The 24980-nt window shown below is 69.4% G+C and carries 25 protein-coding genes; 7 read left to right on the forward strand and 18 right to left on the reverse strand.

What is annotated here, in order from left to right; translation table 11 throughout:
* Positions 1 to 139: 139 nt before the first annotated feature.
* The 3 genes from ABUW04_RS11895 to ABUW04_RS11905 form a co-directional block, all read right to left on the reverse strand.
* Positions 140 to 463, reverse strand: a complete 324-nt coding sequence (locus ABUW04_RS11895; RefSeq protein WP_030261363.1) for a DUF1330 domain-containing protein — start codon at positions 461 to 463, stop codon at positions 140 to 142.
* 257 nt (positions 464 to 720) lie between these two features.
* Complete coding sequence (locus tag ABUW04_RS11900) at positions 721 to 1371, reverse strand: response regulator transcription factor (RefSeq protein ID WP_380564487.1); 651 nt, start codon at positions 1369 to 1371, stop codon at positions 721 to 723.
* Complete coding sequence (locus ABUW04_RS11905; RefSeq protein WP_380564554.1) at positions 1359 to 2600, reverse strand: sensor histidine kinase; 1242 nt, start codon at positions 2598 to 2600, stop codon at positions 1359 to 1361. Before ABUW04_RS11905 ends, ABUW04_RS11900 begins: the two co-directional genes overlap by 13 nt.
* Before the next feature lie 266 nt (positions 2601 to 2866).
* Between ABUW04_RS11905 and ABUW04_RS11910 the strand changes: the two genes are divergently transcribed.
* On the forward strand, positions 2867 to 3241 hold the full coding sequence (locus tag ABUW04_RS11910; protein WP_380564488.1) for a hypothetical protein: 375 nt from the start codon (positions 2867 to 2869) through the stop codon (positions 3239 to 3241).
* A 290-nt stretch (positions 3242 to 3531) separates the two neighbouring features.
* On the opposite strand, the gene ABUW04_RS11915 is transcribed toward ABUW04_RS11910, so the two are convergent.
* Positions 3532 to 4284 (reverse strand): SDR family NAD(P)-dependent oxidoreductase, encoded by a 753-nt coding sequence (locus tag ABUW04_RS11915; protein ID WP_030261357.1) that lies wholly within the window; start codon positions 4282 to 4284, stop codon positions 3532 to 3534.
* 416 nt (positions 4285 to 4700) lie between these two features.
* Here ABUW04_RS11915 and ABUW04_RS11920 point away from each other — a divergent pair, with 416 nt between their 5' ends.
* Positions 4701 to 6674: a hypothetical protein gene (locus ABUW04_RS11920; protein WP_380564489.1), complete on the forward strand. Its 1974-nt coding sequence runs from the start codon at positions 4701 to 4703 to the stop codon at positions 6672 to 6674.
* Between the two features lie 47 nt (positions 6675 to 6721).
* On the opposite strand, the gene ABUW04_RS11925 is transcribed toward ABUW04_RS11920, so the two are convergent.
* From ABUW04_RS11925 to ABUW04_RS11935, 3 genes are all read right to left on the reverse strand, one after another.
* Positions 6722 to 6868 (reverse strand): hypothetical protein, encoded by a 147-nt coding sequence (locus tag ABUW04_RS11925; RefSeq protein WP_157623990.1) that lies wholly within the window; start codon positions 6866 to 6868, stop codon positions 6722 to 6724.
* A gap of 158 nt (positions 6869 to 7026) precedes the next feature.
* Positions 7027 to 7410, reverse strand: coding sequence for a limonene-1,2-epoxide hydrolase family protein (locus tag ABUW04_RS11930; protein ID WP_380564490.1), 384 nt, complete (start codon positions 7408 to 7410; stop codon positions 7027 to 7029).
* Between the two features lie 46 nt (positions 7411 to 7456).
* Positions 7457 to 8365: an NADP-dependent oxidoreductase gene (locus ABUW04_RS11935; RefSeq protein WP_380564491.1), complete on the reverse strand. Its 909-nt coding sequence runs from the start codon at positions 8363 to 8365 to the stop codon at positions 7457 to 7459.
* Between the two features lie 87 nt (positions 8366 to 8452).
* On the opposite strand from ABUW04_RS11935, the gene ABUW04_RS11940 reads away from it, so the two are divergent.
* The gene (locus ABUW04_RS11940) at positions 8453 to 8986 is read left to right on the forward strand and encodes a MarR family winged helix-turn-helix transcriptional regulator (protein ID WP_380564492.1); all 534 of its coding nucleotides are present in this window, start codon (positions 8453 to 8455) and stop codon (positions 8984 to 8986) included.
* A gap of 79 nt (positions 8987 to 9065) precedes the next feature.
* Here ABUW04_RS11940 and ABUW04_RS11945 read toward each other — a convergent pair whose 3' ends face one another.
* The 3 genes from ABUW04_RS11945 to ABUW04_RS11955 all read right to left on the reverse strand — a co-directional run bounded on the left by ABUW04_RS11945 (position 9066) and on the right by ABUW04_RS11955 (position 12553).
* Positions 9066 to 9515: a PPOX class F420-dependent oxidoreductase gene (locus ABUW04_RS11945; RefSeq protein WP_380564493.1), complete on the reverse strand. Its 450-nt coding sequence runs from the start codon at positions 9513 to 9515 to the stop codon at positions 9066 to 9068.
* Between the two features lie 83 nt (positions 9516 to 9598).
* Positions 9599 to 10867, reverse strand: coding sequence for a CopD family protein (locus tag ABUW04_RS11950; RefSeq protein WP_380564494.1), 1269 nt, complete (start codon positions 10865 to 10867; stop codon positions 9599 to 9601).
* Between the two features lie 156 nt (positions 10868 to 11023).
* Positions 11024 to 12553, reverse strand: a complete 1530-nt coding sequence (locus ABUW04_RS11955; RefSeq protein WP_380564495.1) for an FAD-dependent monooxygenase — start codon at positions 12551 to 12553, stop codon at positions 11024 to 11026.
* Positions 12554 to 12888: 335 nt separating this feature from the next.
* On the opposite strand from ABUW04_RS11955, the gene ABUW04_RS11960 reads away from it, so the two are divergent.
* On the forward strand, positions 12889 to 13299 hold the full coding sequence (locus ABUW04_RS11960; protein WP_380564496.1) for a hypothetical protein: 411 nt from the start codon (positions 12889 to 12891) through the stop codon (positions 13297 to 13299).
* Between the two features lie 430 nt (positions 13300 to 13729).
* On the opposite strand, the gene ABUW04_RS11965 is transcribed toward ABUW04_RS11960, so the two are convergent.
* A complete protein-coding gene (locus ABUW04_RS11965) occupies positions 13730 to 14374 on the reverse strand; it encodes a flavin reductase family protein (RefSeq protein WP_380564497.1) in 645 nt (214 codons plus the stop codon).
* Between the two features lie 58 nt (positions 14375 to 14432).
* On the opposite strand from ABUW04_RS11965, the gene ABUW04_RS11970 reads away from it, so the two are divergent.
* Positions 14433 to 15170, forward strand: coding sequence for an ArsR/SmtB family transcription factor (locus tag ABUW04_RS11970; protein WP_380564555.1), 738 nt, complete (start codon positions 14433 to 14435; stop codon positions 15168 to 15170).
* Between the two features lie 35 nt (positions 15171 to 15205).
* Here the strand turns inward: ABUW04_RS11970 and ABUW04_RS11975 are convergent, their stop codons facing one another.
* On the reverse strand, positions 15206 to 16819 hold the full coding sequence (locus tag ABUW04_RS11975) for an LCP family protein (RefSeq protein ID WP_380564498.1): 1614 nt from the start codon (positions 16817 to 16819) through the stop codon (positions 15206 to 15208).
* Positions 16812 to 17354 carry a DUF6542 domain-containing protein gene (locus ABUW04_RS11980; RefSeq protein WP_380564499.1) on the reverse strand — a complete coding sequence of 181 codons (543 nt, stop codon included), beginning with the start codon at positions 17352 to 17354 and terminating at the stop codon, positions 16812 to 16814. Before ABUW04_RS11980 ends, ABUW04_RS11975 begins: the two co-directional genes overlap by 8 nt.
* 274 nt (positions 17355 to 17628) lie before the next feature.
* On the opposite strand from ABUW04_RS11980, the gene ABUW04_RS11985 reads away from it, so the two are divergent.
* Positions 17629 to 18240: a GNAT family N-acetyltransferase gene (locus ABUW04_RS11985; RefSeq protein WP_380564500.1), complete on the forward strand. Its 612-nt coding sequence runs from the start codon at positions 17629 to 17631 to the stop codon at positions 18238 to 18240.
* A 114-nt stretch (positions 18241 to 18354) separates the two neighbouring features.
* On the opposite strand, the gene ABUW04_RS11990 is transcribed toward ABUW04_RS11985, so the two are convergent.
* The 5 genes from ABUW04_RS11990 to ABUW04_RS12010 all read right to left on the reverse strand — a co-directional run bounded on the left by ABUW04_RS11990 (position 18355) and on the right by ABUW04_RS12010 (position 23409).
* A complete protein-coding gene (locus tag ABUW04_RS11990) occupies positions 18355 to 18843 on the reverse strand; it encodes a DUF4265 domain-containing protein (protein WP_380564501.1) in 489 nt (162 codons plus the stop codon).
* Between the two features lie 131 nt (positions 18844 to 18974).
* The gene (locus ABUW04_RS11995; RefSeq protein ID WP_380564502.1) at positions 18975 to 19550 is read right to left on the reverse strand and encodes a hypothetical protein; all 576 of its coding nucleotides are present in this window, start codon (positions 19548 to 19550) and stop codon (positions 18975 to 18977) included.
* Positions 19551 to 21148: 1598 nt separating this feature from the next.
* The gene (locus ABUW04_RS12000; protein ID WP_380564503.1) at positions 21149 to 21670 is read right to left on the reverse strand and encodes a class F sortase; all 522 of its coding nucleotides are present in this window, start codon (positions 21668 to 21670) and stop codon (positions 21149 to 21151) included.
* 225 nt (positions 21671 to 21895) lie between these two features.
* Positions 21896 to 22429: a hypothetical protein gene (locus ABUW04_RS12005; RefSeq protein WP_380564504.1), complete on the reverse strand. Its 534-nt coding sequence runs from the start codon at positions 22427 to 22429 to the stop codon at positions 21896 to 21898.
* A 296-nt stretch (positions 22430 to 22725) separates the two neighbouring features.
* Complete coding sequence (locus ABUW04_RS12010) at positions 22726 to 23409, reverse strand: DUF4328 domain-containing protein (RefSeq protein ID WP_380564505.1); 684 nt, start codon at positions 23407 to 23409, stop codon at positions 22726 to 22728.
* A 430-nt stretch (positions 23410 to 23839) separates the two neighbouring features.
* On the opposite strand from ABUW04_RS12010, the gene ABUW04_RS12015 reads away from it, so the two are divergent.
* On the forward strand, positions 23840 to 24952 hold the full coding sequence (locus ABUW04_RS12015) for an ROK family protein (protein ID WP_380564506.1): 1113 nt from the start codon (positions 23840 to 23842) through the stop codon (positions 24950 to 24952).
* Positions 24953 to 24980: the final 28 nt, after the last annotated feature.

Consider the following 24980-nt stretch of genomic DNA (forward strand, 5'->3'; position numbering starts at 1 on the left):
GGTCGCTGAAGCCCCAGGCGCGGCCGATCGCCGCCACCGAGCGGGTTTCTCTCTCCCCCCGGGGGCGGCGAGATCCGAACAGGCACCCTTGAGTTGTTCTCATAGCCGGCCACGGCAGACCTCGCAGACGCGAGTGGTGTCAGTGGTTCAGCGAGTCCGCTCCGCGGTATCCCTGTGGCACTCCGTTGACCAGGATGATGTCGCCGTCGATGTTGTCGGTGCGTAGCTTCGCGATCGCCCGGTAGGCCGGGGAGGAGTACCAGCTGCGGGCGTGGTCCCGGTCGGGGAACTCGAGGACGATCACGGCGGGCCCCCAGCTGCCCTCGAGGACCTCGAAGTCGTCCCCGTGGGCGCGGAACCGCCCCTGGAACGGGTCGAGGGTGGCGTCGATGCGCTGCAGGTACTCGGCGATCTGCGGGCTGGGACGGACCGAGCGGACGTGCATGATGGCGTAGGCGGTCATGTGAACTCTCCCGACTGGTGGTTGAACTTGCTGACGGGACCAACCTAGGCAGCGTGGCCTGATGGGGAATCCGTCACGCATAGGTAGTTCGCTGCCCGGGTCCGCACAGGGATTCAGCAAGGACCACACGACCACACGGAACGCAGGAGCCGAGCCGTGAATCGGCTCGGCTGTGAGGGCTGCTGCCTTGTCAACAAGTACAGAGCAGGCCGGCCCGGGCCGAGCAGACAACGCTCGTCAGGCCCGGGGACGGTCGGTCATGTTGCTGAGGCTGCCAGGAACCTCAGCACTGCGAGGACGCGGCGGTGGTCTGCGTCGGCGGTGGGGAGGTCGAGTTTGGCGAAGATGTTGTTGATGTGCTTGGCCACCGCGCTCTCGCTGACCACCAGCGCCTGCGCGATGCCGGCGTTGGAGCGGCCCTCGGCCATGGCGCCGAGGACGTCGCGTTCGCGCGGGGTGAGCCGCTCCAGCGGGTCCAGGTCGCGGCGTAGCAGGAGCTGTGAGACGACCTGCGGATCCAGTGCCGTGCCGCCCTCCGCCACCCGCCGCACCGCCGCCACGAACTCCTCGACATCGGCGACGCGTTGCTTGAGCAGGTAGCCGACGCCGCCGGCGTCGGTGGAGAGCAGCTCGGCCGCGTACCGCTCCTCCACGTACTGCGACAGCAGCACCACCGCCGTCCCCGGCCAACGCCGACGGATCTCCACGGCGGCGCGCACCCCCTCGTCGGTGAAGCCCGGCGGCATCCGGACGTCGACCAGTGCGAGTTCGGGCCGGTGCTCGGCCACCGCCGCCAACAGCGCCTCACTGTCCCCGACCTCGGTGGCGACCTGGAACCCGCCCATCTCCAGCACCTTGACCAGGCCGACCCGCAGCAGCACCGAGTCCTCGGCGATCACCGCTCGCACGGCAACTCCGCCGCCACTGTGGTCGGTCCGCCGACGGGACTGCTGACCTTCAGGGTTCCGTCGATGGAGCCGACCCGCTTGGCCAGCCCGCTCAGTCCCGTGCCGGCGCGGGCGTCGGCCCCGCCCAGCCCGTCGTCGGTGATGTTCACCCGCAGCACCTTACCGACCCGCCGGACGGTCACTTCGGCACGCGTCGCGCAGGCGTGCTTGGTCACGTTGGTCAGCGCCTCGGAGACCACGAAGTACGCGACCGACTCCACCGCGGGCGCCGCCCGCTGCTCCAGTTCGACCCGCAGGCGCACCGGCAGGGGAGCCCGGGCGGCCAGGCCGGACAGCGCCGCGTCCAGGCCGCGGTCCTCGAGCACGGCCGGATGCAGGCCCCGTACCAGGTCGTTGAGTTCCTCGATCGCCTGCTTGGCCTCCAGATGCGCCCCGGCGAGCGCTTCGCGGGCTCCGGCCGGCAGGTCGGGCTGAGTGGCCATCGCCAGGCCCAGGTTGACCGCCAGCGAGACCAACCGCTGCTGGGTGCCGTCGTGCAGATCGCGCTCGATGCGGCGGCGCTCGGCGTCGACCGCTTCGATCAGGCCGGTCCGGCTCTGGTCCAACTCGTCCACCCGCTCGCGGAGTTGCTGGGCCGGGCTGGGCCCGAGCAGAGCCATCGCCGCACGCGACTCGGAGCGGGCCGCCACCCCCGCCGCCCACGGCACGGCACAGAGCAGGACAAGTCCGCCCAGCGTGTAGCACGGCAGTTGCGTCGCGCCGAACCACTCCGTGCGCACCTCCGCCGGCAGCGCCCACGCCCAGGCGGAGCAGGTGGCGCCCGCCAGGCCCACCGGCAGCGCCATGAGCACCAGCAGTTCCGTCACCGCCAGCACGGGGCCCAGCAGGAGGTGGTAGCCGAGCTGCCCCCAGGTGCGCGGCGAGCGGAGCCAACGGGCGGGCGCCGCCCACGACCAGTGCCGCTCCAGCGCGGGCGTCGGCCGGGGCAGGAACACACCGAGCAGCACTCGGTACCGGGCCCGCTGAACCGCCGTCAGCACCGGCACACCGAGCAGGATCAGGGCGACCGAGACGGGCAGCGTGAGCGGCCAGTTCCCGGTCTCGGCAGTGATCGTCAGGCCCCAGCTCCACACCGGTACCAGGCCCAGGTGCGGCAGCACACCGGCAGCCAGGAAACCGGCGTCCCGCCGCGCCCGCAGGACCGAGCGCCGCAGCCCGGGAGGAATCATCACAGCTCGAACCTAGAACACCACACCCCGTGCGTGCCATGCGCCCAGGACCCGGTCCGATGGTGAAACCAGTACCACCAAGGAGCTGACTCACCGAGCGACAGCCGGGCCGCCCGCCAGAGCCGTCGCCACCCGACAGGTCGCCATGCACGTCTTTCAGACCGCCGAGTACACAAAATGAGTGGGGGACTTCTGAGGTATGTGGGACCGTGTGGCCGGGATCGGGGCGCACATCGGCACCTGTCGTGCGAGAGCGGGGAGGCACAGTGACCAAGCTCATCAGCCTGGCTGACGACGATCCCAGTTGTGACTGGTTCGCAACGTCCGGTCTCTTCGATTGGACCGTGGGCTTCCTGCGTTCGAGGGTGACCGATCCCGCCGTCAGTGAGCAGATGCGCCGCGACGCGGCCTCCGGATACCTGTTCGTGGCAAGCCTTCCCCCCTCGTCCAGGGCGGAAGTGATGAGGGCGCTCCGGAACGAGCTGACCTTGGCCGTCGACACCAAGCTCTATCCCATGCCGCACCGTCGTAACGACGGCCAATTCGCCGATCGGGTCAAGCAACTGGCCACAATAGCCATCCGGCTCGCCGAGCAGGAGTCCGCAGGAGTCCGAGCGGCGGAGCCTGCCCCCAAGCGGTAGCAGGACTCCCTCAGCGGCTTGGCTGGCCAGTTCCAGCCTGACATTACTCAGGTACACCACCATGACCGATCCGCACGACGCCTCCGACCTCGACGCCTTCGACGAGGACTTCGGCCTGTCCGGGCTCACCAAGGAGGGCGTTGAAGGCGTACTTCATGCCCGTCAGCGAGGTTCGGTACCAGCGCTTCCTGACGCTCGGCGAACGGTTCGGCTACCACGAGCTGGTTGTCGACGACGGGAACCTGAACACCTGGTCGGACCTGGTGGACTGAGCCGGGCATGGGGTCCCCTCAGGGCTGCAAACCGCCGTCGACGGCCAGGATGTGGCCGGTGATGAAGGAGGCGTCGTCGCCGGCCAGGAAGGCCACGGCCCCGGCGACGTCCTCGGCGGTGCCCAGCCTTCCCAACGGCGTTCGGGCCGCGGTCTGGTCCAGGACGGCGCGGGGATACGGCGCCAGCATGTCGGTCTCGATCGTTCCGGGCGCGACGGCGTTGACCCTGATGCCCTGCGGGCCCAGTTCCTGGGCGGCGCTGAGCGTCAACGCCGCGATGGCCCCCTTGGCAGCGGCGTAGGAAGCCATGCCCGGTACGCCCAGGGCGGCCACCAGCGACGTGAGCAGCACGATCGAGCCGCGTCCGCGCGGAGCCATGATCCGCGCCGCGCCCTGGAGCACCGCGAAGGTCCCGAGCACGTTGACCTCGACGACGCTCCGCACCTCGGGGGCCGGGATGGAGCCGAGAGCGCCGACGCCCATCACTCCGGCGTTGGCGACCAGGATGTCCAGTTCGGGGTGCTCCTCGGCGATCCGTGCCATCAGCGCCTCGATGCCGGCCGGGTCCGTCATCTCCAGCGACAGCCCGATGGCCGTGGTGCCGTGCCGCGCCTGTACCTCCTCCGCGGCGGCCTTGGCGTGCTGCTCCGAGCGTCCGGTCAACAGCACCGTCGCACCTGCCTGCGCGAGCCGGTGCGCGGTGGCCCGGCCGATGCCCCGGGTTCCGCCGGTGACCAGAGCGGTACGCCCCTGAAGGTGGAGTGAGGTCATGGAGGCCCTGCCTTCCGGAGACGGTCGCGGTGGTGCCTCAGATGGTCGCGTGGTGCCCGCGTTCCGTCCAGGCGCATGAGCCCGCGCTCGGGGTACCGACGGTTCAGCGGTCATGCGCCCCGGCCGCCCGCTGCCGGATCAAGCCCACCGCAAGCCACACCCGGCCCGGGGCTCCTGACACCCCTCGGCCGAAGGACCGCTCTGCTGGTCCACAGGGAAGCCTCCAGGGAGAGAGCGGGGAGCGGCTACAGCGAAACCGTGGATCAGCCCGTACTGCGGGAACAGGAGCACAGCGACGGCCAATGCGGCACGAATTCGCGCGACAGGACGGCGGGTTTCCTGGACCATGACGGTCGAGCCGGAGGGGGACTGCACGACATGGTGGACAGGACGGGGTTCCGGTGACGGGAAGGCCGTTGGACGGGCTGGATTCTGTGGCGTGGCACGAACTGGAGACGGCACATCCGCGCGAAGCGGCCGACGCGGTGCCGCGGGCGCTTCGGCTGCTCGCCCTGGCGGGTCCGGCGGCGACGGAGGAGCACTGCTATCCGCTTCATTCCTCCCTGGTCCCGAGGAACGAGGAGCGGCCGCCGTCCGCGGCGGCAGCTGCCCTGCCGTTCGTGGTCGCCCTCGCTGCCGACCCGGCCATGGGCGCCCGGGTCGCCCTGGTCGAGTTGCTGGTGGCGATGCGGGCACCGGCTTTGGCTGACGAGGACTGGACGCGAGCGTGGGCGCTGCTGGCGGATCCGGACCCAGCGGTGCGGCGCGCGGCGCTACCTCTGGGCGCCGGGATCGTCCGGCTGCTGGAGCGGTGGCGGGTGGAGACCGACCCGACGGTCCGTCTCCCGCTGCTGCTTGCCCTTGGCGGGACGGAATGGGGTGGCGGCGTCGCCGTCCACCAGGCGAGGGCGGCACTGGCACAGGTGCTGGGCGGGGACGATCCGGTGTGGTGGGTCGCGGCCGTGCACGCCTCCGCGGCCGTCGACCGGGATCTGCCGGTCCGTCAGCTGGACCGGCTGATCGAGGTGTTCACCGATCGCGCGCTGCGACCGCGCTTCGAAGAGGTCTGGTACACCCCTGCCGTCGAGGGTCCCTGGACCCGCGAGGACCTGGTCTGGTCCACCGCCCGACTGCTCGCTCACGATCCCGACGCTGAACTGTCCTTCGCTGTCCGGTTGTTGGAGACGGGGGGCCGGCTGGGGGACGTCGAGCTGTGCCAGGCGGCACTGGATCTCGGATGGCGGCTGTTGACCGAGCGGCGTTCGGCGGAGGCTGCCCTGCTGCCGCTGGCCGGCGGCCTGCTGAACTGTGCGGACGGCGCGGTCCGGCTGCGGGCCGCGAACATTCTGGCGGTACTGGGCCCGGCGGCCACCCCGTACGCCGACCGGCTCGCCGAACTGCTCGACGACGACGGGGCCGACGAGTACCTCGACGGAACGGTTGGCGAATTCGCCCGCTGGGCCCTGACCCGGATAGGTGACCCGCGCGCCCTGCCTGGTCTGATGGAGCAACTCCGTGCGCAAGGGGAGGAGCAATTCCGCAGCTACGCCACTGGTGAACCGAGACGGCCGGAGATCGCCGACGTACTGATCCCACTCCGCGAGCACGTGGACGTTCTGCTGCCTGCGCTGCGGGAAATGATGCGGCAGGACTGGCCTCGAGGCGGCCTGCCCTCCGGCTCCCTCGCAGCCCTGGAGGCGTGGGGCCAGGCGGCGTTGCCGGCCTTGCCCGAACTGCTGCCCTTGCTGGCCGACACCCGGACCTCGCTCAGAGTGGCCGGGATCTTGGGAGCGATGGGCCCGGCGGCTGCCTCAGCTGCACCGGCCCTGCGCACCTGCAGGGTCCTGGACCATCCGGCCAATCACAGGTCGATTGCCACGGCTGCCGCGCGCATCAGCGGGGATCGTGCGGCGGCACTACGGTTTTTCGGAGACGCGGTCTTGGCGGCCGAGGAGCCCGAGTACGGGCCGATCGGCGCTCTGGCCGACTTCGGCCGCGACGCGGCACCTTACGCGGACAGGGTCCGGCTCGCCATGGAGCACGGTCCGCGATGGCTCCGGCTCACTGCCGCGATCACCCTGTGGTCGATCACGGGCCGGACCGAACCGAGCCTGCAGGTTCTGGAAGAGTTCGTGCTGCCGATTGCGGACGGTGGTGGCGCCTTCGGGTTCATCCGCGACGCGCTCCGGGCCCTGATCCGCATGGGCGAGCTCAGCCCGGCGATCCGGGCCGCGCTGATGACGGCTCAGCAGACCGACCGTCGTCTGACCATCAATCGGGTATCCCCCTTGGACGGTGGATACCCGATGGTTCTCCAGGATCAGGAACTGCGCGGCCTGGTCGAACAGGCCCTTGCGTGCACAAGCCCGCGCTCGGGCGAGACAGGCTGAAGCCTCCGGAAAGTCCGGAGAGCGGGCCGGTGGCGCCGCCGCCACGGTCATTCCTCTTGTCGCCAGGCCGCCATGAGGCGCTTCCAGGCGCGAAGCAATTCCCCGGCTTGGTCAATGAGCAGTTTCCCGGCGGTCAGCGCTGCGGCCAGAATCCCGGCGATGCCGAGCACCCACAACGTCACCTGATCAAGCATCTACGCGCTCCCTGCCCATGCGGCAGGCTGAGGGCGGGCAGGCCTCAGCCTGGCACCGTGGTAACGGACCACGCTGCCTGCTGAGGTCCTGCTCGACGCTCAGGACACTCTGAATTGCGATTCCACAAGCGAACTACTCGAGCGGATGAGGTCCGGCCCTATCCCATCCGGCTGGTGAACTGATTCATGTCGAAGTAGTCGCGCCAGGAGTTGATCTTGCCGTCGGTGACCTCGAAGGTTCCCATGACCGGCAGTTCGAACGTCTTGTCGGTGAGCGTGAAGACATCGACCCGCTCGGTCATCACGACCGGTCCGTTCGCTGCGATGTTGATGACGCGGAAGTCGATGTGCTCGATACCGGGCGGGCCGGGGCGGATGAACGAGTCGATGGTGTCGGCGATGGCCTCCCGGCCGGTGATCGGCGCCAGCGGGATGTTGTGGTAGACGGCGTCGTCGGTGAAGAATGCGGCCAGTTCGGCGGCCCCGGCGTTGTCCGACCACGCCGCGCAGAACCTGCGCACTACCTCGATCGGGCTCTCCATCCCACTCCTCCCACGGTCGATCCGAACAGTGCGCTGCGACGTGCCGCTAAGCGGTAAGGATGATCTTTTCGTGCGCTGTGCCCGCTTCGAGGAGGGCGTGCGCCTGGGCGGCGTCCCGCATCGGAAGCAGTCGCTGGGCACGCAGCCGCAGGTGCCCGGAAGCGAGAAGCGGCATGGTCTGCTCGACCGCGTCGGGGGCGCGGTCCGGGGTGGGGGCGGAGAGGGCGACGCCGAAGTCGGCTGCGTGCTCGTCCGCGAGGGTGATCACGCGGGCGGGGCCGCCCGCCAGTTCGACGGCGTCGCGCAGGCCGCCCCTGCCGGCCGCGTCGAGGACGGCGTCCACTGTGCCGACGTGCCCGCGCATCTGCGCGAGGAGCGCCGGTCCGTAGCGGACCGGGATCGCACCGAGATCCTTGGCGAACTGCTCATCACTCGGGCCGGTGGCGCTGAAGACGGTCAGGCCCTGGGAGACCGCCAGTTGGGTGGCGATCACCCCGACCGAGCCTGCGCCGCCGAGGACGAGCAGCGTCTCGCCGGCGGCGACCCCGAGCTGGCGCAGGACGCCGACGGCGGCTTCGGCCGAGGCGGGCAGCGCCGCCGCGTCGGCCCAGCTGACGGTGGCCGGCTTGAGGGTCCAGGCCGAGGCGAGGGCGTATTCGCCGTACCCGCCGAGCGTGGGCAGTAGGGCGGCGACCTCGTCACCCGGAGACACGCCGGTCACGCCCGGTCCGAGGGCGTCGACGGTGCCGGCGGCCTCGAAACCGAGAACAGCGGGGTCGGGCAGCGGGAAGACTTTCCGTAGGTCGCCGCGCCGGATCTTCAGGTCGGTCGGGCCGACGCCCGCCGCGTGTACGCGGATCCTGATCTGACCGGGTCCGGGCGCGGGCAGGGCGACTTCCGTCCATACGAGCGTCTGGGGCGATCCGTATCCGGTGAGCACTGCTGCGTACGGCATGGGTACCTCCTGCTCCCGGCGGTCCGCGCGCGATGATGTGGGAGCGGCGCGCCTCGACGGTGGTGCTGGACAGAAAGCTTAGGTGACATGTCACGCAATGACAACAGTGGCGCGCCGGCGCCCGAGGGCGGGTGGCTCGACGGTGAACAGCAGCGGGCCTGGCTGGCGTACATCCGGGTTCAGCTGCGGCTGACCTATGAGATGAATCGTCAGCTGCAGTCCGACAGCGACCTGTCGCTGCCGGACTACGACGTCCTGACGGCTCTGAGTGTCGCCGATGGGGGCCTGATGTCGATCAAGGTGCTGGCCGCGCAGATCGGCTGGGAGCGCAGCCGGGTGTCACACCACGTACGGCGCATGGCCAACCGGGATCTGGTGAGCTGCAGCCTGTCTGCCAACGACCGGCGCGTCACGGAGGTGACGCTGACCCGGCACGGCAGGAAGGTGCTCCAGGACGCGGCTGTGGGCCATGTGGAACTCGTGCGTCGCCTGTTCTTCGACGGCTTGCCGCGCGAGCTGGTCGGGCCGCTCAGCCAGGCCCTGGAGAGCGTCTACGCGAACACGATCGCCCAGGGCACGCTCCCGCCGCCGGTGGACTGGCGCCCGCCCGGGGGCGAGTGACCGGTGGCGGGCGCCGGGCGCGAGTCGGCGACTGCCCCCGCTGCGCGCGGAGCGGGGGCGCGCATCGGCCCGGTTGGGTTCAGCCGCGGCCGGTTTGGCCGTAGGCACGGTCTACATGGAGCTTGAGGACCAGGCGGCGGTCGGCGACCATGGCGCGGCGGTAGTCCTCCCAGTCGGGGTGGTCCTCGCCGCGTACGGAGCGGTAGAGGTCGATCAGTTCCTCGACGGTGGCGTCATCGGGGTCGGCGGCGACCGGGGTCAACTCCGCGGTGCCCTCGGCGACGGTCCAGGACCAGCGGTCCGAGCTGGTGACGTGGTAGCTGGCGCGCGGGTCGCGGCGCAGGTTGCGGGTCTTGGCGCGGTCATCGGTCAGCGAGACCCGGATCAGGCGCTGTTGCGGGTCGTAGTGGTGGGTGACGTTGGAAAGCTGCGGTCGCCCGTCGCGCTTGAGGGTCACCAGTACGCCGCCGTCGCTGTCGGCGAGGAGTTGGAGCAGGGCGTTCTCGGTCTTGTCTGCGTCATCGGTCATGGTGGGAGCAACCGCCGCCGGTTCGGAGGGATTCCTCACTCGGCGGCGGAGGGACAGCAGCTCCAGTCGTTCCTGACCACGGCTCAGCCGGCCTCGGGCACCGGTCGCGAGGCAGGCGTCGGTGCGATGGCGCCGGTGCGGCGGCGGGAGAGGTTGCCGGAGACGCGGTAGCCGCCGGCCATCAGGGCGATCACGGCGAGGGTCTCGGTGGTGCCCCAGGCCCAGGTGGAGGCGGTTGCCTGCTTGGCGGCCAGCTTGGGCAGTGGCCGGGTGTCGCCGGATGCGGCGCCGGCGGTGGCGTGCTTGGCCAGGTCGGCCTGGTAGGCCTGGTTGCGGGCGGAACCGTGCAGGAAGGGGGCGACGAACAGGACCGCCAGTGCCAGCAGCACCTCGACGCCGACCACCACGGGGAAGGTGCGCAGCAGCACGGTGGTGAGCGGGCGCTGGTCGCCGGCGGCGCGCAGGGCCTCGATCCGGGGGTGCAGCCAGAACTGGTTGAACATGCCGAGCAGCAGCAGCCCGCCGAAGATCAGGATCTTCACGCCGAGCACCCGGCCGTACATGGTGGTGAGCAGCTGGGTGGGGCCGTCCACGTGCTCCCAGTACAGGAACAGGCCGGACAGGGCGATGGCGGCCACGCAGCCCATGGCCCAGGCGGAGAAGCGCCGCAGGGTCGCGGACCAGAAGGCGGTGCGCTGCGCGGCTGCGAGCGGGCCGGGGAGTGCGCCGGGCAGTGCGACCAGCAGCAGGCCTGCCAGTCCGCCGAGCCAGACGCCGCCGCCGATCAGGTGCAGCATCCACATCAGCGTCTCGAAGGCGGTGCGGCCCCAGTCGTCGGGCGTCTTGTCGGGGAACTTGGTGGTGCCGAGCGCGACCGTACCCGCCGTCAGGCCGGCGCCGAGCAGCCATCGGCGTCCGCGGCCTGCGGCGATCTGCCGGACCGTCAGCGGAGCCAGCAGCACGGCTCCCAGCAGGGAGAAGGTGACCTCCAGGCCGGACAGCCGGCCGTCGTTGCTGCCGTCGTAGAGGGAGTTCCAGGCGGCCGCGTAGTCGTAGCCCCCGCTCTCGGCCGCGCTGTGGGCGAGGTCGGTGAGCACGGCCGGGACGGCGAGCAGGCCGATGACGACCGCGGCCCGGGCGAGCCGTACGGTCAGGTTCGGAACCGCGTCGGGCGCGGTTCGGGCGGCTGCGGGGCCGACGGCCAGCAGGGCCAGGGCGGTCAGCCCGACGAAGCCCATCAGGGTGACCCAGGTGGTCCATGCGACAGCGCTGTCCGCGAACGGGCCGAGCGGTGTCGAGGGTGCGGCTGCCGCGAACTGCGGCAGGGCAGGGGGAACCAGGGACAGGGGCATGGGTGGCCGACCTCGCTAGTGCAGGGGAGCAGTGAGCTTAGGTTAGCCATACCTAAGTACGCGGCGCCAGTGCACCCCCTGTCCGGTGCCTGTCCGATTGATGTGGATGGTCGGCGCCGTCCAGGCGCGCCCGGATGCAGGCGCGCCGGCGGCGCACTATTCGGGAGTGCTCGTCAGTTTCTGGTAGGCCCTGATGGGCTCCTCGTCCTGCCCGTCGCAGATCGCGCCGATGTAGCCGTCGGGGCGGACCATGATGCGGCCCGACGTCAGGCCGAAGCGCGATGCCGCACGGCGGTCCGGGTCGGCGACCACGGTGTCGAAGCCGGCGACCGCGGCATCGTTGTCCGCCAGCAGGACCTGCCGGACGCCGGGGAGTTCTGTGGCGGCCGCGAGCGGGCCGAGGGTGACCAGGACGTGTCCGGTCTCGGCGGACAGCACCCTGCGCAGGTCTGTGCCGGACACGTCGGGCAGGTGGTCCCCGCTGCGGACCCTCGCGTGCGCCACTGACCCCACGACGGCCGGGCTGCCGTGGTAGGTCAGCGTGGTCTCCTCGGCCTCGTCGGCGAGGGCCTGGCGGGCCGGGCCGATGCCCGTGGCCGTGTGCAGCACGGCATTGCGCAGCTTCTGGGCGACAGGGTTCGCCAGCGTGCTCAGGTGCGTGAGCCTGGTGCTGAATTCGATGACGCGTGCCGCGACCGGGTGGCGTTCGGCGTGGTAGCTGTCGAGCAGGGTCTCGGATGCGGTGCCCCGGTGGGCGGCGGCGAGCTTCCAGCCGAGGTTGAAGGCGTCCTGGATACCGGTGTTCATGCCCTGCCCGCCGGCGGGGCTGTGGATGTGGGCCGCGTCGCCGGCCAGGAAGACCCGCCCGTACCGGTACTGAGGGACCTGGGCATGGTGGACCTCGAAGCAGGTCAGCCACAGCGAGTCGTGGATCCGGAGCCGCCCGGGGGCCCGTTCGTCGGCGATGCGCTGCAGCCACGCCTGGCTGGCCTCGTCCGTGGAGGCGGTGGGGATCTGGGCGATCAGCCGCATCCGGTCGCCCTTCATCGGAAAGACCATCAGCGGGCCGTCGTGCGCGGAGAAGAAGGTGTACGTCGAGCGCGGATCGAAGTCGTGATCGGCGTGCACGTCGCCCATCAGGAACCGCTCGCCGTGGAACGAGCCCTCCAGCGCGGATCCGACCTGGTGGCGCACCGCGCTGCGGGCGCCGTCGGCGCCGACCAGCCAGGAGGCCGCGACGCTCTGGTCGCCGCTGTCCGGGCCGCGTAGGGTCGCACGTACCGTGTCCGCGTCCTGCTCCAGGCCGACCAGGGCGAGGCCTCGTTCCACCTGGACCCCGTGCTTGGCCAGGTTCTCGGTCAGGATGCGCTCCGTCTCGGTCTGCGCCGTCAGGACCGAGTAGGGGTGGGGGCTGTCGACGATGTCCAGGTCGACATGGGTCAGGACGCGTCCCGACGCGTGGATCTCGATGCCGGTGGCCTTGATCCCGGACGCGACGACGTCGTCGAGCAGGCCGATGCGGTCGAGCATTTCCAGGCTGCGGGCGTGGACGACGATGGCACGTGACTCGGTGGTGGGTGCCGGGAGCGCGTCGACGACGCGGACCGGTACGTCCCGCCGCGCCAGCTCGCCCGCCACCGTGAGACCGACAGGGCCTGCGCCGACGACGAGAATTGGGTCACTCATACCTGGGTCCCCCCGACTGGGGCAGCGGGCGCTGCCGGTGGGCCCGGACAAGGGATGTGATCACCTCGACCGGGGCGTGGGAGAGGCTAGTGGGAATCACCCCCGATCTGCCACACGGCGGGTCCAGGACCAGGCCCATCACGACAAGGCACGTCCCGCGCCCGCGCCCGGGGGCGGGCGATCGGGACGCTGCTGAGCCACTGGCATATGCCGAGAAGCCGTTGATCCTTCGGGCGAACCGGTAGCGGGGCGGGCCGGGGCAGGTCAGACTGAACGCGGGGGTGCATACCGGGCAATCCGGTACCAGTGGCGTGCCCCCGAAGAGGGGGATCACCGTGGCAGCACCCGTACCACCCACCGAGTTGACGATCCGGGCCTTCGAACTCGCCGGCGACGACGTCCGGGACTGCAGCTGGGCCTGGGAAGACCGCAACAGCACGACGAAGAAGTCGATCAGAGCAGAGTTCAGGGACGGGACGGTCCTGATCATCAACGTCCACCCAGCGGTCAACCGCCACCCCTGGACGTTCGGCGGTGCGTACATCCGCGATGTCCAAGGCAGCGAGGTGAACATCGACGCGAATACCTCGGTCGACGCCCGCACGGAGATCGGGGCGCTCATCAGCGAAGTGTTCGGCGACGCGATCAACGAAGCCGTAGCCAACGTCAACGCGAACAGCCGGGCGTCGCAGTCGGCCAACTGGCGTGAGAAGCCCGGCAGCAGCGGACAGAAGCCGAAGAGCTGATGCCGCGGTCGCGCATCCCGGGAGGGCGCCCATGGGGATGCGCGACCGTCGCGCTCGTGTACGGGCCCGATGCGTGGAGGTGGCCGCGAGACCCGCAGCAGGGGGTCGCAGGTGCCCGGGATAGGGTGCCGTTGCCCCACGTACCTGCAGGAGCCCTCCATGCCAGTCGTCCGCACACTCGGCCTCAGCCTCGCCGTCGGTGCCCTTGTAGCCGTGCTCTGCGAGCTCCTGTTCACCTTCGTGCAGGGCGTGCCCGCACACCGGGCGTGGGGTGTGAGCCTGGGCCTGGGAGGATGCGCTGCCGTGGTCTACGGGGCGACCCGGGCCTCGGTTGCGTGGAGGTCGCGGTGATCGCGGCCTGACCAGGGTGGTTCGAACGCGGGGCCTCCGCCCGTCCCGGGGACACCCGCCCAAAGCCTGGCCATCACCGTCAGCGCGGTGTCTGGGAACGGAAGCTGTGGCCGAGCTCGGGGCCGAGTCCGTAGTAGTGGCGGAAGTTGTAGATCAGCGGACTCCACAGGGCGGGGTCGACGTGCTGAGAGCCGGGCACGACAATGCGCGGATCTGCGTGGACCTCGAGCACCTGGGCTTCGATGATGAGGAAGCTGCCGGAGACGTCGGGCTGGACCCGGGCGGCACGGGCCTCCAGTTGCAGGGGGCAGTCGGCGACCCGAGGTGGCCGGACCAACGTGGAGGGCATCGGTCGCAGGCCCGCGGCCGCGAACTTGTCGCGCTCGGATCGGAAGGTGCCCTGCTTGTTCACGGGCACCGGAGTGCGCCCGGTCAGCGGCGCCAGCCGCTCCACCGCCGACCACTGGGTCGGCGCGGGCAGGTTGATCACGAGCTCGGGTCGGCTGCGGAGATTGTGCGCGGTCTGCCCCTCGACCCCCACGCCCAGGACGATCACCTGGCCCAGTGCCCAGGCCGAGGACATCGGCGCAAGGTTGAACGAGCCGTCCTCGTTCTCCGTGGAGAGCAGCACGACCGGTGTTCCGAAGTACAGGATGCTCGGTGTGATGGTCACGTGATCCGCCGGAGTCCCGACGGGCGCGCCGCCCGGCGTCAAGGTGTTCATGGGACTCGACCGTAGGACGGGGACGCTTCGGCGCGCGCCGAAGGATCCCAGGTGGATGATGGGCGATGTGAGCATCCGTGACGCGCATGTCGAGGGCCCGGACCTGGCCGCCCTGGCCGGTCTGCTCGCCGACGGTACCCGCGCGGGGTTCTGCCTGGCGCTGCTGGACGGCCGGGCATGGACCGCGATCGAGTTGGCCCGCCATGTCGGCGTGGCCGCCTCGACGGCGACCGAGCATCTGAACCTCCTCGTCGCCGGGGGCTTGCTGGCCCAGGAGCGTCAGGGCCGTCATCGCTACGTTCGGCTGGCCGACCCCGCTACGGCGGAGCTGATCGAGAAGCTTGCCTCGATGGCACCTCGACGCTCCTCCGCACCCCACTCGCTCCCGGCCGTCAACCGGGCGCGGGCGCTGGCCCGCGCCCGCACCTGCTACGACCACCTCGCCGGCGCCCTCGGCGTCGCGGTCACCACGGCCATGACCGATGGGGGACTGCTGGACTGGGAGCAAGGGCTGACGCTCACCGGCAAGGGGACCGCCTGGCTGGAGGAACTCGGCATCACCCTTCCGTCCGACACACGGCGTCCGCCTGTCCGCTCCTGCCTGGACTGGACCGAACGCCGCCCCCACCTGGCCGGAGCCGTCGGCGCCGCCGTATGCCGTCACGCCTTCGACTCCCGCTGGATCACCCGGATCGGCACCAGCCGCGCCGTCGCTCTCACCGACACCGGCCGGCGCGCGCTCCGGGAACACCTCGGCCTGTCCGACGACTGGTCCCGTGCCGACCCGAGTTCCTAGCCCCGGTGACTAGATAATCGCTGGGTTTCCGCCGGTCAGTCGACGCAGGGGATGCCGCCGGCCTGCACGGCCGCCCCCTGCATCGGGACGGCGACCGGCGCGGTGGTGCCGGTGCTGCTCGCGGCAGCGGGATCCGAACCGCTTCCGCTTCCGGTGCCGGTTGTCGTGGGCGGGTTGAATCCGGCCCCGAGGATGACCTCGACATGCCCGGCCCGCACCGCGGAACTCGCGGTCGCGGAGGCGACGCCGAGCTTCCCGGCGATCTGCTGAGCCGCGGTGTCGGCCCCGGTTCCGTACAGCACGGTGGTGTGCGAGCGGGCGCTGTGCGAGGCCACCTGTCCGGCGGTGTAGCCCAGGGCGACCAGCGCCTTGGACTCGGCGGCGGCGCCGCCGGTGACCCCGGAGCCGTTCAGTACGTCCACCACCGCCGGGGCGGCTCGGACCGTTGCCGGGGCGGAGCTGCCGGGGGAGGAGGCGGAGGGTGCCGGGGCCGGGTCGTGGCCGATCAGCTGCTGCATGATGCGTTTGATCTGACTGGGGCTGACGGTATTGACGTCCTCCCCGTTCTCGCGGGCGAACCCGGTGATGGGCAGGGTGTTGAACACCACCTTGCCGCCGGTCAGATTGGGGGCCTGCTGGGCGAAGTCCAGAATGTTCCACTGGTTGTCCAGCACGATGTCCTTCTTGACCACGTCCAGCAGAGCCTGCATCTTGCCCAGGTCGCTGAACAGGCCTTCCTGCTTGAGCTTGTACTCCACCGAGGAGATGAACGCCTGCTGGCGGTGGGTGCGGGCGAAGTCCGATCCGCCGCCGTTGGCGGCGGTGGCCGCGATGTTGTGCCGCTGGCGCACGAACGACAGCGCCTGGGCCGCGTTCAGGGTGTTCAGTCCCTTGTGGAAGCTGGCCCCCGAGCCCTGGCCGCTGATCGCCGGGTCCGAGGTGTCCTCGTTGAGGCACACCGTGATCGGCTGCACCGCCTGCGCGATGTCGTAGAAGCCCATCAGGTTGACCTCGGCGAAGTGGTCGATCCGCACCCCCAGGAAGGCCTGCAGAGTGGTGAGCGTCGCCTCACGCCCGGCCTCCCGGCTCTGCTGCTCCAGCGCCGCCCCGGTGACGCCCTGGGCTTGCAGCCTGGTCTCGGCCGCGGACTTCGCCAGGCCGTAGGCCTCCTTTATCTTGTGCATCCCCTGCGATGATCCGTCGCCGTTCAGCGTCTGGACGTAGTCGTCGCGCGGAATGGAGAAGGCCTGTACCTTGCCGCCGCCGGCCGGGATGTGCAGCAGGATCAGACTGTTGGTGTTGTACCCGCCGACATCGCTGGAGCCGCCGGCGTGCAGCTCGTCCTGGACGATCCAGTCGGGCAGGTTGTTGCCGTTCATGTCCTTGCGGCTGTCCAGTCCGATCAGCAGCAGGTTCACCGAGTTGTCCAGCGCCTTCGGCGGGGCGTTCCTCTGACTGACCGAAAGGGCGTCCGAGGTCTTCATCCCCGTGGTCAGCGAGTGGTAGGTATACCAGGACACCCCCGCGGTCAGCAGCACCCCGGCCGACGCCGCCCCTGCCACAGCTCGGCCCACCAGCAGCAGCTTGGAGCGCCCGCTCGCCCTGCGGGGTGCCGCCCTGCGGGTGCGTTCCGTACGTTGGTCAACCATGTCCCTGCTCCTTCGCACGCCTGTCCCGCACCGCTCGGACCACCGTCACCGCAACCGCCGCACCCGTGGCGATCGCCATCACCGGGAACGCCTGCGCGGTCCATCCCAACAGCTCCGTCGCCAGCTTGGCGGCGGTCGTGGACCCGGCCGGGGCCCCCGCGGCCCTGGCAACGAGCGCGACCAGCAGCACCACGACCGGAGTCGCCGTCACGATCCACCACAGCGCGCGTCGTGCCACCAGCAGCGCCGAGGCCACCGACGCCAGCACGGCGCTGATGGTGAACAGCAGACCCAGCCCGCTGCCGGTCACCACCGACCCCAGCAGCGGGACCAGGATCAGCACCAGAAACCCGATCGCCGTCGGCGCACCCGGCTCAGGGCCGGCCTCCGCCGCTGCGCGCCGCGCCTGTGCGCGCCCCGGCCGGCGCGGCTCGGGCTCCAGCCCTGAACGCCCCTCGGGGCTCTGGCCGAAGTCGACCGCGCCTGGGTGCGCGGAGTCGTCCGGATACTCGTCGGCGAAGAGCGGACCGCTCATCTGCGCCACCTGCTGACCGATCCGGCCAACCGGCCGGGGCGGAGCGCCCGCTCCGCCCGGTCCGGCACCGCCCGGCCAACCCCATGAGTCCGCCATAGCCCCCATCCTTCACACGATGCTCGCGCCATCACCCGCGTTCACAGCGGTATGACGCCGTGCACGCCAGAATAGTTGCATGGTCGCGCAAGTTCGCAATCAACGCGGCGGCATGTCGTCTCCGAGGCGTTGTCAGTGCGTCGTGAGACTTTCGGGGCGACGACTGGGAGGGGACGCCATGACGGATTTCACGGTCAAGCCGCTGGGCCCGGAGACCTGGGACCTGTTCGCTGGGCTGGCCGAACGGCACAACGGCGTGTGGGGAGGCTGTTGGTGCACCTGGTTCCACCGCGGAGTGGGCAAGGACTTCAAGGAGGATCCCGCGGGCCCCGAGGGCAACCGGGAGTGGAAGCAGGCACTGGTTCAGCGGGGGCGTGCGCACGCGGCGCTGGTGTGCGCCGACGCGGTCGCGGTCGCCTGGTGCCAGTACGGCTCTCCGGACGAACTGCCGCACATCTACTTCCGCAAGGAGTACGAGGCCGACCTCGCCGAGCTGCCTCGCTACCGTCTCACCTGCATCTTCGTCGACAAGAAGTATCGCCGCAAAGGTGTTGCCGCTCTCGCCGTCCAAGGAGCCCTCGACCTGATCGCCCAGGCCGGCGGCGGTCTGGTGGAGGCCTATCCGCATGATCTGCAAGGTACGAGGACGTCAGCCTCGTACCTCTACAACGGAACGCGCACCCTCTACGAGGGCCTCGGTTTCGCGTACGAGCGGCCCGTGGGGAAGAAGAACTGCATGATGCGGCGCGCTGTCGAGCCCCTCGACCCGTTCCCGGACCTGATCGGGTGAGGCGCGTGGGAGAGGTCGCCTTGTCGGGCGGCGGCCTACGCGTCAAACGCGGCTATGGCCTCGGACCTGTGCCTGAATGGTCTTGCCCAGGCGCCGAGGGTTCGGGTGGGTCCGCTACCCCGTGGCACCAGCCCGCCAGGCGGCGGTGACGCACCCTTCCTCCCAGTGCCACCACTCCTTCGACTCGCCGTGTTCCAAGAGCTTCCGAATCCTCGGGAGGTCCGCATCTGGTGGGATGTCCAACGCGACCATCCGGTACTGCTCGATCCCCTCACCGGTCGTGCCGAGTCGGCGGAAGTCCTCCAGCACGCTCTGCCGGGCAGGGATCGAGCCCCCGTCCTTCAGCACAATCAGCCGGATCGTGCAATTCTCCGACGCCTGGACCGTTTCCATGGCCCAGCGCACGCCCTCTTCGTCAACCTCTACCCGGATGATGTCGTCACTGGCGACACCACGCGCGAACCAAGGGATGTTGACGAGCCGCACGGTCCCGTCGCCAAGGTCAACCGCCCACAGACTTTCGACGCTCGCCGGCGGCCAGCCATCCTCGTCCACGTCCATCCGGAAGTGGACCTTCACATGGTCCTCGCTGATGCTTGTCACTGCGTCATCATCTACCCAGGCATGTCAGCGCTGAAGAGGGTTCCCAGCGGCGAAGCGATTCCCAGCCGACGAAGCCACCGCTCGCTGGTCTGATCTCTCACTGGACTGACCCGCCGCCGGGATAGACGGCCTTACTCTTCCCGACCGTCACGGTTTGTCAGCAGGCAGACCACGCCTCCCGGGGTAGGAAGTGGGGCAGGTCGTCCAGGGCCTCGCGAGGCACGAACACCGGCCGTGTCAGCAGGTGATCTCCGGCCCGCTGCACATCGACCACGACGCCCAGCGACTCCGACCCAGGAACACCCGCGGCCATGTAAGGAGAGTTCGGCATTAGGCTCACGGGCCTCGGCGCGGTCGAGCATCCACTGCTCTACGACGGAGGGAATCCTGCCGACGGTTGCCATGCCGTCAGCGAGGACCTGCGGGCCGCGGAGCGCGTCTACCACCACGCCCGCCAGACGTTCCTGCCGGTAGTAGAGCTTCAGCTCGAACTTCCGATACTCGCCCTCAACAACCATGGCCATGGGCTCGGCCGCAGGAAGGTGAAGCTTGTGCCGCTGGGATTCCCCCGTAAGGCCGCTCAGCACCTCCACTACCTCGCCGGGGCTCATACCGAAACGCAGTGGCCCCACAGTCACGAACGGATCCAACATCCAGTGCTGCTGCTCGTCATCCGGCACCACATCCCACCACTTGAACATGGCCATGGAGAGTACGGCAGCGACTCAGGCCAGAGGCGACTGGAGCATGATCCGCCGGACGGGCCTGGCGATGCCGTGCCTAGCGAGCGTGCCTTCACCGTCAACACCACACCCACCACCTCACTCTGCGGACCGGTGCCGTAGAGGAATAGTTCTGAGAACAGGTAGCGGCCTATGCGTCAAACGCGGCTATTATCCATGGCTGGCCGTTATGATCCCCACCGCCCGCGCTCCCACTGTTCCCGGGGCTAGTCCAACGAGTTGAGCGGCCCTAAGCCGCTCGGCGAGGCCTCTGGGTACCCGCTTATAGCACATGACATCCGTGACACGTTGAAGTCTTGAGGAAGCCCTGTGTAGCCACCTTTCCTCCGGCGGCATCCACATGCTGGAATGTCTACTGCGGATTGGCGTTCCGGTTTCAAGTGTGATTCAAGTCACACTGCAAACAAGGTCTTGCTTCCTACCTGCGACGACGCGGTGTGGCGGTGTGGTAGTTGGGCCGAAGGGGTGCTCGGATCGCAGTGAAGCATTTCGCAGTCGCGCCTTTTTGGGCCAGGATAGGCACGTCGCCTAGATCTCATGTGAACTGCGTCACATGTTCGGCGTGCCGATACGTCTGGTAGGCCCTTTGGTGCTACTGGCAAAGAAAGAGCCCCACCCCCCGAGTCTTTGGTGGACAGAGGGTGAGGCAATTTCGCAACGCAAGGGCCCCGGTCGTCATCCACGGCCGGGGCCGCGCGATGCTACAGGTGAGGAAGGATCACCTCCCGCGCGATCCTGTAGATCGCGTACGCGGGTCCGATCAGTCCCCTAGCGAGCCACAGGGCCCGCCAGGCCTTCTTGCTTGTGCTGCGGTCTTCTGACTCGTCATCCTTGTGGGAGGTCATTCGCCCGCCCCTTTCTTGGCCCAGCGTTCGTGGACCCCGCGGGATTCCCACGAGCCGATGACGCACCAAGTCAGGTAGTCGGCAACTGTATCCGCACGTGCGGGCGCCTCATCCGCCTCGTCAGGCCTGATGGGTGGCGGCACACGGTGTCGGACGAGCGAAGGTCTAGACCGCGAGTTGCGGCCGGTCATGGCGTTGGCCTGCGCGGGTGTCACCTGTGATTGCAAGGCACCCAGTGCCATCGGGGGTGCCACAGACTAATGCGGGTGCTATGCCAGGCCTCCCCAGTGTGACGCATGGCATATTGACGTCGGCTGGCAACGCGCGTAGATGCCACTCTCTGTTGCGGAAGTGGTGCGGATTCCTTGCTGTCGTCACTGCGTGCGATGGAGCAACCTGCGTAGCCACCCTCTTTCGGGGTGTCAGCTCCCCAGCGGGCAGGGCTAGTTGAAGGTCTGGCGCTACCGGCCCCGTCGGCGGCGGGGGGTGCCAAGTGAATGATCTAGTTACGGGAAGTCATGCAGGCATCGTTCTATAAACAGATTGCGGCTTATGCGCTAAACGCGCGTATTGCCTATTAATAGACGATTTAACCCCTGCTGCCGGTCATCGGCGATCCCGCCGCTCCCGGGACTCCCCGTATCACCTCGGATCGAGCCGACGCCCCCCGGTTCGCAGATGCCAGCTTCGGACTCCGTCTAGGAGTCATGCCATCGCTCACGGGACTGACCCCGTTGAGACGAGGTCGGCGAAGACGACGAGGTTGCCCAGGTAGGTTTGCGCGACGCGGTCGTAGGCACCGCCGCAGGTGATGAGCCGTAGCTGCGCGTTGGCTGTGTGACCGTAGACCTCCGCGGTTGGGAAATCGGACTTGGTGAAGACTACGAGATGGCGTATCCGGAAGACGGCCGTGCTGCCGTCGGCCCGTTGGATCGACATGCTGTCACCCGGCGTGAGCATGGACAGTCCGGCGAAGACCGCGGGTCCGGTCCGCGAGTCCAGATGACCCACGATCACGGCGGCCCCGAGCATGCCGGGCGAGGGACTCTTCGGCCACCATCCGACCGCAGTGTCGCTCGCCGGCGGCTCCAGAGCTCCGTCTCGATTCGTCGTGACTGTCCCCACGCTCGCATCCACTCCAATGACGGGGATGCGCAGCCGGACGGGTGCAGAGACCGGTGCGACACCGCGGGCAGGGCTAGGTACCGTGGCGATGGCGGTTTCCGCGATCTGCGGCACGCTCAGACGGTGCGGCGGCTCTGCCGGAAAGGCGGAGGCGGCGTCCGATGGGGGGTCCGAGAAGACGCCCGCCGGAAAGAGCCCCCACGCCACGCAGGCCGCCGCCACGGCGAACCAGAATCCTGGACGGACAAAGAGCCGCAGAGCCGCTCTCAAGTGCGGTGATCGCCGTCTCATACGCCAACCGGCGGGACTGCAACCACCACTGCTCATGCTGGCGGACATTTAGCGCCGGTTGGCGGCGCGGCGCTTGCGTACGACGAGCACACTACCGAGGCCGGCCGCCAGTGCACCTGCTGCCAGGCCGGTGGGCAGCCCGAGGCTACTGTCCTGGGTGGGCGCGGCCTGCCGGCTCGCGGCCAAGGCCAGCCCGCCCCCACCCGCGGCGATCCCGCCAAGGGGCACGGTCGCCGTTGTCCCGCTCGTGGATGTGCTGCTCTGCCCGGTCGCGGTGCTCGCGGTGGTTCCCGAACCTGCGGCGGTGGTCGAACTGCTGCCGAGCCAGCGCAGGAACTGACCGTCCTGCACGCACTTGATCGCTTCGCCGTCAGCCGCCGTGGTCGACTGTCCAAACTCGGCCTTGCTGCAGAATTCACCGGCTGAGTAGCAACCGCCGGAGGGAGTGGTGATCGAGCAGGCGGCCGCGACTGCCCGCGTGGGCACGACGGCGTGGGCAGCGGATGCGGACACAGGGATGCTCAGGCCGGCGGCAAACACTGCGATCGCCGTAGGTATGAGACGACGCACGAAAACCTCCATGAATACGTTGAGTGACTAGTAGTAGACACAAAGTATTTGAGAGGCTCATCCCCCGCGACCCAGGAGATCCGAACAGGGATAGAACCGCTGCGTGCTGCTGCATCTCCACGGTCCGATGCCACCGTTCATGGGGGAACCCCGACGCGGCGGTCAACAACACGCACACCTCGTCACCCGCTGCGCCGGATTGCCTATGGAGTAGTTCTGCGAACAGGTAGCGGGCTATGCGTCAAACGCGACGATTGCCCGTGTTGCCGGGCCGCATGCGCGGAAGCTACCGCTCGCTGGACTGGCCCTCACATGGCGGCCAGGCTCCCCTGGACTCCTTGAGGACGAGCACTGGGAAGCGGTGCCGATCGCGCCGCATGCTCCAGCATGCTGCTGAGACGTCGGATGACAGCCAGCGTCAAGCAGGCGGCGATGGCGAACAGGGCGTCACAGACCATGACCTGCTGCATCTGGTCGATGGCCTGGGCTGCGTGGGCTCCGTTCCGAACTCGCAGCATCGTCCCGGAGGACCCGAAGGCCACCAGGATCGAGACCCACCAGAGCATCAGCAGCGGGTGGCCGCGGCGGTGCCCAGGGCGTCCAGCGGCCCACAGGTCATTGAGGAACATCTTGGGGACGAACAGGTTCGCGACCGGGAGCCCCCACCCGAAGATCAGCCAGGCTCGGCTGCGTCGTTGTCCTTCAGGCCAGATGCCGTCGGCGAGTCCGCGCATGCGATCCAGCCACGCGACCAGCAGCAGGATGGATGCGACGAGCATCGCGTTTCGCCAGCCCATGACATTGTCGAACCACATCTCGGCCCTCATCAGCGCGTCGGTGCTGTAGGTCGTGGATTGCGGAGGCGCCGCCAGCAGTAGCTGGTACCGATGCCACGCCGCCGCAGCTGCCGCCGCATTCGCCAGCACGCACGCGACCAGCGCAGCGCACAGGATTCGCTGCACCCACGAGTGAGCCCCCACGGGCTTTGCCATCTCCCACCTCCGAAGTGCCTGACCACATCTCCGCAGGTAGGCAGGCTGGTCATCCAACCTTATGGAAGATCACGGGCATAGCTCCGGAGACACCGACAGCCTCAATCGAGAGGCATAGTTCTGCGAACAGGTAGCGGCCTACGCGCGGCGTCCCGACTCCCCGTTCTCAACTTCCCGGCGAACCAGCAAGATAGACGGAAGTAGACACCAGGGAACACAACCGAGGCTCAACCGTAGCGGCAGCGGACCCGACAGCCGCGCTGCGGCGCCAACAGGGGGAGCTGCCGCGCCCGGAGCGCGCACGCCTCGCCGCCGAGGAACGAGGCGCGCCGGGGCCCGGGGGCACTCGGCGCGCAGCGAGAGGCTCCGGCCCCGACTCGACGAAGACTGGAGCTTTGACGGTCCTGGACTGCTCACAGAGGGGAACTGCATGACTGGAGTGCGCGGTCCACGTACCTCGACCATCCTGCTGGAGGCTGTGGTCGCCGACTGCTTCCAGCACGGCATCGCCCTCAATCGTGCGGAGATCGCCGAACGGACCGGACTGTCCAGGACGGTCGTCACGTCACTGGTGAGGACCCTGGTCGCCCGGGGGACGCTGTCGATAGCGCGCAGTGCCCACCTGGCTGGTCCCGGCCGGCCCGCGGTGGCCTACCGGTTGAGCACCGCGGTGGCGCCGGTTGCGCTGCTGCGTCTGGACGACAAGGGCACCTCGGTGACCCTGGCTTCCGATTCCGGCCCCATGTCCACCTTGCGGACCCAGGTACTCCCAGGAGACGCGTCCTGGTCGCGGCAGGTGTTCGACCTGCTGACGCTCCCGCAGTCCACGCCGGTGCGCCGGGTCGTGATCGCCGCGCCGTTCCCGGTGGCTCCGCGCAACTGGGGCAACGGCGAGACCCGATGGCCCGAGCAGGTCGCCCACACCCTCCTGACCAAGGTCCTCGGCGACGTGGAGGTGGTCCTGGTCAACGACGCGCACCTGGCGGCGCTGGGCGAAGCGGTCCATGGCGCCGGCGAGGGCACCCAGGCCGGCATCCACCTGAGCGTGCGTCACGGCATCGGCGCGGGGCTGGTCTTCGGCGGGAACCTGTACACCGGCGCTGACGGCACCGCCGGTGAGATCGCCCATGTACAGGTGGTGCCCGATGCGCCGGGTTGCGGCTGCGGCAACACCGGCTGCCTGGCATCCCAAGTGCGGTACAAGGAGGCCGACCTGGCTCTTTCCGCGTTGTGCGGACGGCCTCTGGACCCGGCCGAGGCCGACGCGCTGGTCGCTGCCGGCGACGAGGGCGCGGTCGGCTACTACCAGGACCTGGCGGAACTGGTCGCCCGGGCGCTGGCCGGGCCCGTGACGGTGCTGGCCCCCGAAGTCCTGATCATCGACGCCGCACTCGGCCCCGCGTACGTGCCCTTCAGCGCGGCGCTTGCCCGCGGCCTGGCCGAGCACTGCCCGCCGGGCCAGCTCGACAGCCTGCGGCTGCTGCGCGGCAGGCTCTCCGACGCTCAGGCGTTCGGCGCTGCAGCCTTCGAACCCGGGACCTGAGCCGCACGGCGAACGCGCCGGGCGCGGA

The sequence above is a fragment of the Streptacidiphilus jeojiensis genome, from assembly GCF_042510965.1.
Lineage (GTDB): Bacteria > Actinomycetota > Actinomycetes > Streptomycetales > Streptomycetaceae > Streptacidiphilus > Streptacidiphilus jeojiensis.